Source organism: Paenibacillus sp. NRS-1781 (assembly GCF_050467745.1).
GTDB classification, from domain to species: domain Bacteria; phylum Bacillota; class Bacilli; order Paenibacillales; family Paenibacillaceae; genus Paenibacillus; species Paenibacillus terrae_A.
In genome coordinates, this window is the sequence record NZ_JBITPI010000057.1 from 1 (window position 1) to 13,431 (window position 13,431).

Here is a 13,431-nt window from a genome sequence, read left to right on the forward strand (position 1 = left end):
ATGGTTAATCAACAGACGTGAAATATTTATAATGTATTGTCCCTTCTTATAACCCTCGTATTTTCATAGGCATATGTTTTCTTTTGAAGGCTTGAAGCATGTAAAAAATCCCCTCTCAATTTGCGGTTTTCACTGCATTTTGAAGGGGATTTTCATTATTCACTCATTCTTTATTCTTGAATCATTTGACGCAATACGGTTTGCAGAATACCGCCGTTGTGGTAGTAGTCGATATCGACGGTGCTGTCCAGACGGGCAATGACCGGGAACTCGAACTTCGTGCCATCCTCGCGTTTGGCTACAACAGTAAGCTCTTGACCTGGCTTCACATCATTGTCGATGCCGAGAATATCAAACGTTTCACGGCCGTTCAGACCCAGGCTGGACCAGCCGTTGCCTTCCTGGAATTGCAGTGGAAGCACGCCCATGCCGACCAGGTTACTGCGGTGAATCCGCTCGAAGCTTTCTGCAATGACGGCTTTGACGCCCAGCAGAAGCGTACCCTTCGCTGCCCAGTCACGGGAGCTGCCTGTGCCGTATTCCTTACCAGCAATAACGATCAGGTTTTGATCAGCTGCCTGATATTTCATAGATGCATCGTAGATGGACATTTCCTCATCTGTCAGCAAGTATTTGGTCACGCCGCCCTCGGTGCCCGGAGCTACGTTGTTACGGATACGAATGTTAGCGAACGTACCACGCATCATGACCTCATGGTTGCCACGACGGGAGCCGTAGGAGTTGAAGTCCTTGCGTTCCACGCCATGCTCCTTCAAGTACAGTCCTGCCGGGCTGGAAGGAGCGATGTTGCCTGCTGGTGAGATATGGTCCGTAGTGACCGAATCATTCAACAGGGCAAGCACACGGGCATTACGAATTTCCTTGATATCCTGCACGCCATCCTGAAGCTTTTCAAAGAATGGCGGATTTTGAATATAGGTTGATTTTTCGTCCCATTCATACAGTTCGCCTTCAGGAACCGGAATGGAATTCCATTTTTCGTTGGCCGTGAACACATTCTCGTATTTACGACGGAACATATCCGGGCTGAGAGACAGGCTGGTCGCTTCCTTGATTTCCTCGGAGGTTGGCCAGATGTCTTTCAGATAGACCGGCTGATTGTCCTGATCGTAACCGAGCGGATCATTCACCAAATCAATGTTCACCGTACCTGCCAGCGCATAAGCGACGACCAGTGGCGGTGAGCCGAGATAGTTGGCTTTGACCTGCGCATGCACGCGGCCCTCAAAGTTCCGGTTGCCGGAAATGACCGCACCAACCGTCAGATCGTTGTCTGTGATGGCCTGACTCACTTCGTCAGGAAGCGGACCGGAGTTGCCGATGCAGGTCGCGCAGCCATAGCCTGCCACGTGGAAGCCGAGTGCTTCCAGCGAACCGATCAGCCCGGCTTTTTGCAGGTATTCCGTCACGACAAGGGAGCCCGGCGTCAAGCTGGTTTTCACATAGCCCGGCTTTTTGAGCCCGCGTTCTACTGCCTTTTTGGCGAGCAAGCCCGCACCCAGCATAACGCTTGGGTTGGAGGTGTTCGTGCAGCTTGTGATCGCCGCAATCACGACTGCCCCAGTACCCAGCTCACTGGTGGAGCCGTCCGGGTGGGTCAGCGGAATTTTCTGTGCGATCTTTTCATCACTCAGTCCGTAGCCGCCTTTGTCCACAGGGGTACGGATAATGCCTTCAAAGGTTTCCTTCATGCGGCTAAGCTCAACACGGTCCTGCGGACGTTTGGGACCCGCGAGACTTGGTACAACCGAAGCCAGATCCAGCTCAATCGTATCGCTGAACACAGGGTCCGGCGTATCAGATGTGCGGAACATGCCTTGCGCTTTGTAATATTCCTCGACAAGACTCACTTGCTCATCAGAACGTCCGGTACTGCGCAGGTAAGCCAGCGTTTCCGCATCAACCGGGAAGAAGCCAACCGTTGCGCCGTATTCCGGTGCCATATTGGCAACCGTTGCACGGTCAGCCAAGCTGATGTTAGCCAAGCCGGGTCCGTAAAATTCCACGAATTTGCCGACTACGCCTTTTTTACGCAGCATTTGGGTTACAGTGAGTGCCAGATCGGTGGCAGTAGAGCCTTCCGTCAGACTGCCTGTCAGCTTGAAGCCGATAACATCCGGTGTGACAAAATACAGCGGTTGTCCCAGCATACCCGCCTCTGCCTCAATCCCGCCGACGCCCCAGCCGACGACACCCAGACCGTTAATCATCGTCGTATGGGAATCCGTTCCGACGAGGGAATCCGGGAAGACGACGGTTTCGCCATCAATGGTTTTGGTGGCGGCCACGGAAGCCAGATACTCCAGATTGACCTGATGGACGATACCCGTGGATGGTGGCACGGCACGGAAGTTGTTGAACGCCGTTTGCGCCCAGCGCAGAAAACGGTACCGTTCCTCGTTACGCTCAAATTCTACATTAATATTATAATCCAGCGCATCGCTGGTACCGAAGGCATCGACCATGACCGAGTGGTCGATAACGAGATCGACGGGTACGAGCGGGTTAATTTGTTTCGGGTCGCCGCCCGCTTTTTTCACAGTATCGCGCATGGCTGCCAAATCGACAACCACCGGAACGCCGGTAAAATCCTGAAGCACGATGCGTGCAGGGATGAATGGAATTTCCTTGTTGGTGTCACGATCCTCAGCCCAGCCTGTAAGCTGCTGCACATGCTCTTCTGTAATCGCACGTCCATCGAATTGGCGCACAGCGGCTTCCAGCAACACTTTAATGGAGAAAGGCAGCTTGGCGATACCGCTTTTTCCTTGTTCCTCCAGTGCCTTGAGACTGTAATAACGGTAAGGCTTGCCGTTAACTTCGAGACTGCGGGCAATGGAGAATTGATCTTTTCCTGACATAAGTATTACCTCCTTAAAGTAGATGCCTGAGGGAAAATAGGGATGTCGTTTTTTTAGACGTCTTGCACAGTTGGCTTAAATTGGTTGCGCTCTCATGAAAGCAGCATAGCTGATCTGAAGAATAACCGATTAACCTATAGATAACCGCTATTTTCATAATAGAGCAGAAGAAGATTTCTGGAGGTTTCATTAGATGAAACTTAATTTCAAAATAATGTTTCTGAATTAAGTATACCGTTTTCACTCGATTCCGTAAAGTTTTTTTAGCCTAATTTATGCGCCGAAGCCTGAAAAATAAAACGTTCCTCTTTCTCGTGTTTCGGTGTTCATACCAAGCTTTAGAGATTCATACTTATAGATAGAGAGCCATATCAGGCTATAGAGGAAATTAAGAAAGTTATACGGTATTCCCGCTATCCCCAAACAAGGATGGCGGGACGGAAATGGAGGGACAGGGATGGGGGAGCGCGAATGGAAGCAGGCCCTTTTTGCTTATGTGAACCAATATAACCGGAGTGAGGTGAACGGCGCTCCGCAGCCGGATGAATATCTGGAGGTAGGCCAGCGGATGGAGCGTGCGGCCCGTACAGCCAGATTGGAACAGTGGTATAACGAGCGGAACGCCGTTCCCTTACGTAGTGAAACACGCGCCAAGCCGCTGCGAATTGTGCAGGATACGCCAGAGGAGGCTATGGTGGATGTACAACTGCATGTCCGGCTCTTTTACGAAAAAGGCGGGATGACTCACCGGGAGGATCGGATTGAACGGGAACGTCTGATGTTCACGCGTGAGGGGGAAGCCTGGCAGGTAGCAAGAATCGAGCGTGATCCGGCAGAAAGGAAGCCAGCGGGGGGAGAGGTTCCTTTTGAACAGGCTTCGTTTAATCAGGGAGGGAATCTGCCGCTGCTGAACCAAGGTGTATTGGGCTTTGGCTCATCAGCACGCCCCAGCCGATATCGCCGGGAAGAGGCGGCAGCCTATGCGGATCAGTGGTGGGATAGCTTCAACCCGGAGTTTGAGGGTTTTGATGTGGATTGCACCAATTATATCTCGCAATGCCTCTTTGCAGGGGGCGCACCGATCCACTATACTGGTAAAAGAGAATCGGGTTGGTGGTACAAAGGACGGGTCGCTGGACGTGAACTGTGGAGCTACAGTTGGGCAGTTTCCAACAGTCTGGAGCGGTATTTGAGCTCCAGCTCGTGGGGGTTGACCGCCGAGCAGGTGAGCCGTCCGGAGCAGCTTATGCTGGGAGACGTCATTTTTTATGATTGGGATGGTGACGGCATCTTTCAGCACAGCACGGTGGTAACGGCCTTTGATGCGGGTGGCATGCCGCTTGTCAATGCGCATACGGTAAGCTCCAGACATCGTTATTGGGACTACAAGAATTCGTATGCGTGGACGGACAACACGGTATATCGCTTTTATCACATCGCCGACTATTTTTAAATGAGATGATTTATAACAGGTACAGTGACGCAAATCAGGCACAATGACGAAAGCAGGAAAGCGGAGGATAGGCATGGCAAAACAAAAATTGACCGTAGGGCTGGTGTACGGCGGCAAATCGGGTGAGCATGAGGTTTCGCTGCAAACGGCGTATGCGGTACTGAACGCTTTTGATTATGAGAAATACGAGATTATTCCTTTTTATATTACGAAGGCTGGCGATTGGCGCAGAGGATCGCTGCTTGACGCACCTTTGGCTTCTGTAGAGCAATTGAAGCTGGAGCGCACAGAGGCCGGTACGAAGGCGGCATTAGATACGTTGTTCGGCAAGCTGTACGGAGAGCAGACGCTGGATGTGCTGTTCCCGCTGCTGCACGGCACCTTTGGTGAGGACGGAACGATTCAGGGCTTGTTCGAGATGGCAGATATGCCTTATGTCGGTGCGGGAGTGCTGGCTTCTGCCGCAGGGATGGACAAAGGCGTCATGAAGAAGCTGTTTGAGCATGCGGGATTGCCGCAAGTGAAATACTGTTATTTTAACAGTACACAGTGGTCACAAACCAGTCATGATCTGGTGCGCAACATGGAAACTGAGTTGGGATACCCGTGCTTCGTCAAGCCGGCGAATCTGGGATCAAGTGTCGGCATTTCCAAAGCCACGAACCGGGCAGAACTGGAAAAGGCAGTTGAGTTGGCTCTACAATTTGATCTGAAGGTCATTGTGGAGGAGTATGTCGATGCCCGCGAGATTGAGGTCAGCGTACTCGGCAACGACGAGCCGATTGCATCGGTACCGGGCGAAATTGTATCGTCCAGCGACTATTACGATTATGCTGCCAAATACACGGACGGCCAATCGGAGATGCTCATTCCGGCACCGTTGGACGAGGAAGTGGCGGATCATATCCGTGAAGCTGCATTGCAAGCATTCCGCGCTCTGGAGGGGTGCGGGATTTCCCGTGCCGATTTCTTCGTCAGACGTTCGGACGGACATATTTTTATTAATGAAGTAAACACGATGCCAGGCTTTACGCCGTTCAGTATGTATCCATTGCTGTGGAGAGAAACGGGCGTATCCTACCAAAGCTTGCTGGACCGCATGATTGCCCTCGCACTGGAGCGTTATGAGCGCAGGTCTGCGCTGCATTACGAGAATTCATAAAACGAACCGAGGGGGAGCTGATCACCCCCCTTTTTGTTCATGTACAGGGTATGCAATAGGATTTGCAAGAATCCATAATCACGAAAGGTGGCGGCTAAACATGGGCTTTCAAACCGAATTTAACTCGGTGTGCAAATTCAAGAGCGAACAGGAATTGTATGAACTGCTGGAATACGGACGTGGCAAAATGGTTAAATCCGGCCTGCGTGTGTTCCCCACAGGTCAGAAGGTCATCGCTTACAGCGTGGACAATGTAGCAGTAGCCATCGTGCAGATTGTTGGCTGTATTGCCGAAATCAATTTTCAGGGCGACGAAGTGACCGAGGTTGAAATGATCCTCATTCGCAAGCTGAATGAAGAGGAAGCAAGAGTTCAGACCGCATTGGCGGATGAAATGTTTTTTGGAGCGCAATAAACAAGTGAAGGGCAGATGAACGCCGAATTAGAGAGTTATGCTGGTAGCCAAACGCAAGGATGAAGCGCTGTTCGGGCTGATGAAGGAACTGCGTGTACGAGAAGGTGACGGAGTAAAGGTGCTAGTTGGGGCTTCGGCGGAAATTACGCCTTAAAGAATAGAATTCTGCGGATAAGTTTCCAAATAGAGAAACTTTATGGAATATATTGTGTATAATAGATTGTGTAACTATAAAAGTTGTACTTTAACAGCGATGGTTAAGAGACTGTGCTGTTGTGCAGCTTCGTAAACCACGTAACAATGATATAGAAAGTAGAGTGAACACGTTGAACGAACATGAAAACGAAAAGGTTCCCTATATTGTATCAGGAAAAAGCTATACCGCCGTGGCCATTAACGCGGCATCCAAAGCAGGGGAATGGATCAAAAGCAGACTGGGCACCGTGGAGCAGTTAAGCACCAAGCAGTCCCCAACGGACCTGGTGACCGAAGTGGATAAAGGTGCGGAGCAGATGATCCGCAGACTGATTCTCACGCATTTTCCCGACCATGCCATTTTGGGCGAAGAGGGGGTAGAGCCGGGTGCCGAGGCTTCGGCCCGTGCATTGGAGGCTGCTCGTGAAGAGGAATATTTGTGGATTATTGATCCAGTAGACGGTACAACCAATTTTGTACACAGCCTGCCGTACTACAGTGTATCTATCGCCTTGGCCCACCGTGGAGAGGTAATTGTTGGTGTCATTTATGATCCGTCCCGCGACGAAATGTTTGTGGCTGAAAAAGGTAAAGGCGCGTATGTACATGGCAATCTGATGAGGGCATCCAGAGAAGAAACACTGGGAGACAGTCTGGTGTGCATCGGCTTCCCGCCGGACCGCACTTTTGCACAGCCGCTGAATATGAAGATTGCACAGGCACTTACACCCCAGGTACGAGGCATTCGGGCACTCGGCTCGGCAGCCCTGCATCTGGCTTATGTGGCATCGGGACGGCTGTCAGCCTATTGTGAAATCGGTTTGAATGCCTGGGATGTAGCAGCGGGCGCTTTGCTGGTACATGAAGCGGGAGGAACGATCACAGATACGCTGGGCCGACCTTATGACCTTAGCGTGCGACATATTGCAGCGACGAATACGGCTATTCATTCTCAACTCATTCAAGTATTGAAAGAAGCAGACGCAACCGGGTTATAATACACCTATATCGCTTATTGCTGAAGGAGGAAGGATGATGGGCCAATCCGAGGAATTGGAGCGTGAGCTCAGTGAATTGCTGACGGAAGGCGAAATTCGTGAGAATGAGGCCAAAAAACGCGAACGGCTCACTCCTAAATATGAGGTGCGGATTCAAACCCATATCGACCCTATTGTGGAAGAGACGCGTAAATACCGCAGCATGGCACGGGAACTGGATGACCGATACGATGAATATATGAGCAAGGCGGACAAATCGGAACCAACCGACCAACGCTGAGCGAACACAAATACCTCTTGCCGAATGACCAAGGCATGGGGTATTTTGTATGATGTACAGCTTTATCGTGCAATCTCCATTCCATGCTGGTACGGGCATGATGAGCGAAGGAGGCGACATCCACTGATCACTTATTTTAAGAGCGCTTTCAAAAATGCCGGAATCCATCATAAAATGGTACTGCTGATTACGGTGCTCATGCTGGTTAATTTTGCGGTTGTTGCAGTCATACTTAAATACGTATTTCATATTTATGATAATCAAATGTATAAAAAGACATCCGAAGTGCTCAATATTTCTTCAATCGGTATTGAAAATGAGCTGAAGGATGTGGAAAAAGTTACCTTCAAGGTGACAACAGACGAACAGCTTCAGCGTTATTTACTACAATTGGAAAGAGAAACCTCGCCTTACGTTAAAATGGTACTGCGTAAAAAAATAACGAACAGGCTTATCGCCTTTGCCGGCTCTGAAACTTATATTTACTCCATGATGGTGATCGACAAAGAAGGGCAAGTCATGAGTGCGGGCAACCGCGAGGGCATTCCCCAGGAGCTTCGCTCCACTCTGTCTATGCTGGCAGACGAATATGACGGCTCCAACGCATGGTATGCGGCAGGTCACTCCTCCTTACTGGCAGCGCGGCAATTCAAATCCTTTACAGATACCAATTTTACGTTAAATGGGCTCGGAACGCTTGCGATTCGTGTGCGGATTGACCGAATTGTAGCGGATCGTGTGCAGACCTCCGGTCGTGATGGACAGCTGATGATTACAGATGGCAAGCAGATGATTTATCCCGAAACCTCGCCTTTGAGTGAGAGTGATATGCAGGCTGAGCTTGCGCGGAAGCAGCCTTACGGAATTGTGACCTACACAGGCGGGACCTTTTTCGCAGCCCAGATCAAATCCTCTTATACGGGCTGGACGTATTTGCATATGACCCCCTTTGATGATATGTTTCGCAGTATTACGATCATCAAAGAAATTGTAAGCGCTATTTTTGTAATAATGCTTCTAATTGCGCTGGCACTGGGAGCCCGATTATCTGGCAGTATTACGAAGCCGATCGTTCAACTAATCCAGAACATGCGTAAAATTGAAAAAGGAGATCTCGACCGTCTGGAGGAGGAAGCACTCGGTGCAGTTCCGCTTTCCACACAGGATGAGGTGGGCTTGCTGCACCGGACCTATAAGAAGATGATCCGCCGTATCCGTGAGCTGATTAATGAGAATGTTGCAAAGCAGCTATTGCTGCGAGAGACGGAGCTAAAGGCGCTTCAGGCGCAGATTAATCCACATTTTTTGTATAACACGCTGGAGTCTGTGAACTGGCTCGCCAAGGCGAATAAGCAGGACCGTATCTCGGAAATGGTAGAGGCGCTTGCATTTCTGTTACGCAGTGCGGTCAGTTTTGAGGAGCAGCTCATTCCACTTCGGAAAGAACTGGACATTGTGCGAAGTTATGTAACGATCCAAAAAACGCGCTTCGATGAACGTCTCGTTTTCCATTTGGATGTACCGGAAGAACTGATGGACGCGCAGATTCCGAAGCTGACGCTCCAGCCCTTGGTGGAGAATGCGATTCATTATGCGCTGGAGCCGCGAATTGAGCCATGTCGGATTGCTATCATTGCCCGGGAGCAAGAAGGTGCGCTGCTGCTGCGAGTCGAGGATGACGGAGCGGGCATGACGCAGGATTTTTTGGAGCAGCTACGGAGCGGGCAGGTTGCTACACGGGGGCAGGGTATTGGGCTTGCGAACATTCAGGAGCGGATTGACCTGACGTTTGGTACACCATGGGGGATAGAACTGCATAGCGAGTCAGGAACAGGAACGTCGATTCATGTCTGTATTCCATATGTGAAAGGGGAACAGGATCATGTACAAGGTGCTGCTGGTTGATGATGAGCGTATGATTTTGGAAGGCATATCACAGGTGGTCGATTGGGGCAAGGCGGGTACGAGGCTGGTCGGTACAGCACGCAACGGGATTGAGGCCTATGATCAGATTCAGGCCAGCCCGCCTGATTTTGTGATCAGCGACATTTCTATGCCTGGATTGGATGGCATCGGCCTGGTTGCCAAAACGACGGAGCATTTCCCGGATGTTCGTTTCATTTTGTTGTCCGGCTATAAGGATTTTGATTATGCCTGTCGGGCCATGCAATACGGTGTAAAACATTATTTGTTAAAGCCCTGCAACGAGCGTCAAATTCATGAGGCGTTGACCGAGTTGGGGCAGGAACGAGAGGAACAGGAGGAACGCAAGCAGTTCGTGAACCGGATGAAGCTTGATTTTCAGCGTATGCTGCCTCATGTGAAGGAGCATTTTTTGAAGGAGTTTATTTCCTATAAAACGTACGGCAGTCGGGATATCGCTTTTTATGAGCGGTTATTCGGTCTGGAGCTGCAAGATAAGCAGGTTCGAATGCTGCTGCTGCGAGTCGAGGAATCCCATGAGCCGGAGCATTTGTTTGCGCTGCAAAATATTGCGGCAGATTTAATGGAGGATGTCCTGCTCGGGACAACGATGCAAGGTCAGCTGCTCATTGTGCTGGAAAGCGGGGGCGATACGTCCGGGCTGATGGAGCAGCTTGACGCGGTACGTGCGACATTTCGCCGTTTTTACAAGCTGGAGGTAACGGTTGCAGTTAGCGAGTCGGACAGTATGGAGCACTCGAGGGGGATGTACAGGGAGACACTGCATTGTATGAATCACCGTTTTTATACCGGGGAGGGCAGCCTGATTACGAAGGAGGATTTGGCGGCCGCAGAACCCCGGGAGATGGCGGATCTGGAGCTGGACGAGGAAAAGTTTGGTCTGCTGATTAAGGCGGGAAATACGGAGGAGGTGGTACAGGAGGTAGATCGGCTGTTCGGTATCCTGTCCCGTATGAAGCTGGAAATTTCGGTGACCCGTTCCTATGTGCTTCAGCTGTATGCCGCCATGATCCGTATATGCCCTGAAGAGGAGCGCTCCGAGTTTACGAGCCGAATGGCTGTGCTGGCAGAGCAAAAAACGCTTGCTTCTCTTAAATCCTTCGTGCAGGAGGCCGCCGGACGAATGACCGCAATCTACTATAAGAGCAATGTGAGCCGTCAATCCTCCACGGTTGATAAAGTGATCACCATTATTGAGCAAAACTATCGAAAATCCGATCTGTCCCTGAACGGAGTGGCAGGCCAAATGCTGTACATGAATTCCGACTACCTAGGAAAAATCTTCAAAAAGGTAACGGGTGAAAACTTTTCACATTACGTTAATCGCTATCGGATCGAACGTGCGGCTGAGCATATTCGGGAAACAGGAGACGTGAAGGTATTCGAGCTGGCCGAATGGTTCGGCTTCGGCGGAAACGCCCAATATTTCAGCCAGGTATTCAAAAAATGGGCGGGCATGACCCCATCCGAGTACATCAAGTCACACGAACGGGGATGAGCGCTGGAGCCCCTCTGTTTTTTAAACTCAGGAAATCTGATTTGTGTATTCCAATGCTTCTCTGCTTTTGGGAAAATAACAACAGGAGCAAATGTAAACGCTATCAATTTTGCGTAAATACGTTGTCACTTGTAACACGGCTCCTTTCTAGAACAGCGAAAAGGGGAGAGATAAGTGGGCAAAAAGGGATGGTTTCTGGTCATGGCTATGCTGCTCGTACTGACGACGGCATGCAGCGGAGCGAGCAACGGTGGCAATTCGGGCACAAATGCAGACGGGAAGGTAAAGCTACGGATCGCTTGGTGGGGATCGGATACGCGTCATGAATATACGCAGAAGGTTGTTGACCTGTATAAGCAGAAAAATCCGAATGTGACGATTGATGTGGAATATGCCTCTTTTGATGACTATTGGAAAAAGCTCGCCCCACAGGCTGCGGCAAACCAGCTGCCGGATATCGTACAAATGGACATTTCGTACATTAGCCAATATGCGAAGAATGGTCAACTGGAGGATCTTGCGCCTTACCTGAATCAAAAAATCCAGGTCGCTGATGTGAACCAAAATGTACTCACAACCGGCGTAATTGCTGGAAAGCAATATGGTATTCCAACAGGTGTCAATGTGCTGGGCTTCCAGTATGACCCGACGTTACTCAAAAAAGCGGGCATAGACAAAATTCCTGACAACTGGACATGGGATCAATACAAAGAGCTGGCTCTGAAGGCAGCCTCCAATAAAGTTCACTTCGATAGCACTATGGCTGCCGATATTTTCTTCCACTACTATTTGCGTACACATGGAAAGTCTCTCTACAATGCGGAAGGAACAGGCTTGGGGTATGACGACGATAAGCTGTTTGCCGAATTCTTTGGCGGATTGGCTGATCTCATTAAAAAAGGAGCGACCCCGACTCCTGAAGTCATGAACCAGACCAAGGGGATTCTTGAGGAATCCGATGTTGTAAAAGAAAAGGGCATCGGCGTTTGGCAATGGTCCAATCAGTATGTAGGCTTACAGCAGGTTGTTAACCGCCCGATGGCGTTGGCTCCAATGTTTGGACCGAATATGGAAAAAGGCATCTACATGCAGCCTACGATGTACTGGGCGGTCGCTTCCCACTCACAGGTGAAGGATGAAGCCGCTAAGTTTATTGATTTCTGGATGAATGATGTAGAAGCGAATAAATTGATTAAAGGTGAGCGGGGCGTACCGATTTCCGCCAAAATCAAGGAAGCTGTAGTGGCAGAGCTGAGCGAGCCTACGAAGCAGGTGTTTGATTTTGTGGCTTCCATGGAGCCAAAGGCTTCTCCAATGAGTCCACCGCCGCCCGTTGGATCACCGGAAGTAATTGCGACCCTGACCGATTATATTGAGCAGGTCAATTTCGGGCAGATGACGGCGGAGGATGCAGCGGCCAAATTCCGGGCTGATGCGAATACCATCCTCGCGAATAACAAGCAGTAATTAGCGCAATGACTTCCTTAGGAGTCTGACACCGTTTTGACATAGGGGCGCAGGTCCGTTTCGTTAAGTTAACCGTGCGTAGTGATAGCATGATTTCGCACGGTTAATACGACGAACAAACCGCAGAAGCTGCTTCTATATATCATAATGAAATACATGTAACAACGAATTATAAATATAATTAGATTGGCTAATCAACAAAATGCAACAGAAGGGAGGCTTGATGAGCTTGCGAAATCATCAGAGCTTGAGAGCCAATATGACCGGATATGCGTTTATCAGCCCGTTTATTTTGGGCTTTCTGGCATTTACATTAATTCCGATGTTTATTTCGTTGTATCTGTCCTTTACATCCTACAACCTGTTCACCCCGCCCAAATGGATTGGTCTGGGGAACTTTGAAAAAATGTTCACAGCCGACCCGAAATATTGGAATTCGATTAGGGTTACGTTTACGTATGTATTGGTCGGTGTTCCGCTGAGACTGATTTTCGCACTGTTTGTAGCTATGATTTTGAATACCAAATCGCGTATGGTTGGCACGTATCGGACGATGTACTATCTGCCGTCCATTATCGGGGGCAGCGTTGCGGTGTCCATCATGTGGCGCAACATTTTCAGTAATGAAGGCATTGTAAACAGCTTGCTTTTGGCCTTGGGGGCAACTCCGGTGAAATGGTTTGGTGATCCGAATGCTTCGCTTGCGATGCTGATTACCTTGTCCGTATGGCAATTCGGCTCCTCCATGCTCATTTTTCTGGCCGGCTTGAAGAATATTTCGGTTGAAATGTACGAGGCGTCCAGCGTGGACGGCGCTTCGCCAGTGCGAAAATTCTTCAGTATCACGCTGCCTCTGCTCAGTCCGATTATTTTATTTAACCTGATTATGCAGACGATCAGCGCCTTTATGACCTTTGTTCCGGCCTACGTTATTTCCAAGGGCGAGGGCGGTCCGATGGATGGAACGATGTTGCATTCGCTATATTTGTTCCGACAGGCGTTTATGTTTAGCAATATGGGATATGCAGCGGCTATGGCTTGGGTCATGCTCATTATGATCGCGATACTGACAGGCATTTTATTTTTAACATCCAAATACTGGGTATTTTATGAAACGGAAAAGGGGCGCTGATACCG

At 49.8% G+C, this 13,431-nt stretch carries 10 protein-coding genes; 9 read left to right on the forward strand and 1 reads right to left on the reverse strand.

The genetic code is table 11. The features are described from left to right. Positions 1 to 170: 170 nt before the first annotated feature. A complete protein-coding gene (gene acnA, locus ACIFO6_RS20300) occupies positions 171 to 2,882 on the reverse strand; it encodes an aconitate hydratase AcnA (protein ID WP_430043304.1) in 2,712 nt (903 codons plus the stop codon). Between the two features lie 457 nt (positions 2,883 to 3,339). Here acnA and ACIFO6_RS20305 point away from each other — a divergent pair, with 457 nt between their 5' ends. From ACIFO6_RS20305 to ACIFO6_RS20345, 9 genes are all read left to right on the forward strand, one after another. Then, a complete protein-coding gene (locus ACIFO6_RS20305; RefSeq protein ID WP_430043305.1) occupies positions 3,340 to 4,335 on the forward strand; it encodes an amidase domain-containing protein in 996 nt (331 codons plus the stop codon). 73 nt (positions 4,336 to 4,408) lie between these two features. Further along, positions 4,409 to 5,497 (forward strand): D-alanine--D-alanine ligase, encoded by a 1,089-nt coding sequence (locus ACIFO6_RS20310; RefSeq protein ID WP_430043307.1) that lies wholly within the window; start codon positions 4,409 to 4,411, stop codon positions 5,495 to 5,497. Between the two features lie 100 nt (positions 5,498 to 5,597). After that, entirely contained in the window at positions 5,598 to 5,912 is a 315-nt protein-coding gene (locus ACIFO6_RS20315; protein WP_044646107.1) for a hypothetical protein, read from the forward strand. 326 nt (positions 5,913 to 6,238) lie between these two features. Continuing rightward, complete coding sequence (locus ACIFO6_RS20320; protein WP_430043309.1) at positions 6,239 to 7,105, forward strand: inositol monophosphatase family protein; 867 nt, start codon at positions 6,239 to 6,241, stop codon at positions 7,103 to 7,105. Between the two features lie 37 nt (positions 7,106 to 7,142). Then, positions 7,143 to 7,385: a hypothetical protein gene (locus tag ACIFO6_RS20325; RefSeq protein ID WP_430043312.1), complete on the forward strand. Its 243-nt coding sequence runs from the start codon at positions 7,143 to 7,145 to the stop codon at positions 7,383 to 7,385. A 174-nt stretch (positions 7,386 to 7,559) separates the two neighbouring features. Beyond that, the gene (locus ACIFO6_RS20330) at positions 7,560 to 9,290 is read left to right on the forward strand and encodes a histidine kinase (RefSeq protein ID WP_430043365.1); all 1,731 of its coding nucleotides are present in this window, start codon (positions 7,560 to 7,562) and stop codon (positions 9,288 to 9,290) included. Continuing rightward, positions 9,268 to 10,827 carry a response regulator transcription factor gene (locus ACIFO6_RS20335; RefSeq protein WP_430043313.1) on the forward strand — a complete coding sequence of 520 codons (1,560 nt, stop codon included), beginning with the start codon at positions 9,268 to 9,270 and terminating at the stop codon, positions 10,825 to 10,827. The genes ACIFO6_RS20330 and ACIFO6_RS20335 overlap by 23 nt, the downstream gene beginning before the upstream one ends. A gap of 174 nt (positions 10,828 to 11,001) precedes the next feature. Further along, positions 11,002 to 12,294, forward strand: coding sequence for an ABC transporter substrate-binding protein (locus ACIFO6_RS20340; RefSeq protein WP_430043315.1), 1,293 nt, complete (start codon positions 11,002 to 11,004; stop codon positions 12,292 to 12,294). A 223-nt stretch (positions 12,295 to 12,517) separates the two neighbouring features. After that, positions 12,518 to 13,426, forward strand: a complete 909-nt coding sequence (locus tag ACIFO6_RS20345) for a carbohydrate ABC transporter permease (RefSeq protein ID WP_430043317.1) — start codon at positions 12,518 to 12,520, stop codon at positions 13,424 to 13,426. Positions 13,427 to 13,431 lie beyond the last annotated feature (5 nt).

Excerpts from the sequence above, each read along its gene's own strand:
- acnA (WP_430043304.1), bottom strand. The coding sequence starts at position 2,882 with ATGTCAGGAAAAGATCAATTCTCCATTGCCCGCAGTCTCGAAGTTAAC.
- ACIFO6_RS20305 (WP_430043305.1), top strand. The coding sequence starts at position 3,340 with ATGGGGGAGCGCGAATGGAAGCAGGCCCTTTTTGCTTATGTGAACCAA.
- ACIFO6_RS20310 (WP_430043307.1), top strand. The coding sequence starts at position 4,409 with ATGGCAAAACAAAAATTGACCGTAGGGCTGGTGTACGGCGGCAAATCG.
- ACIFO6_RS20315 (WP_044646107.1), top strand. The coding sequence starts at position 5,598 with ATGGGCTTTCAAACCGAATTTAACTCGGTGTGCAAATTCAAGAGCGAA.
- ACIFO6_RS20325 (WP_430043312.1), top strand. The coding sequence starts at position 7,143 with ATGGGCCAATCCGAGGAATTGGAGCGTGAGCTCAGTGAATTGCTGACG.
- ACIFO6_RS20330 (WP_430043365.1), top strand. The coding sequence starts at position 7,560 with ATGGTACTGCTGATTACGGTGCTCATGCTGGTTAATTTTGCGGTTGTT.
- ACIFO6_RS20335 (WP_430043313.1), top strand. The coding sequence starts at position 9,268 with ATGTACAAGGTGCTGCTGGTTGATGATGAGCGTATGATTTTGGAAGGC.
- ACIFO6_RS20345 (WP_430043317.1), top strand. The coding sequence starts at position 12,518 with ATGAGCTTGCGAAATCATCAGAGCTTGAGAGCCAATATGACCGGATAT.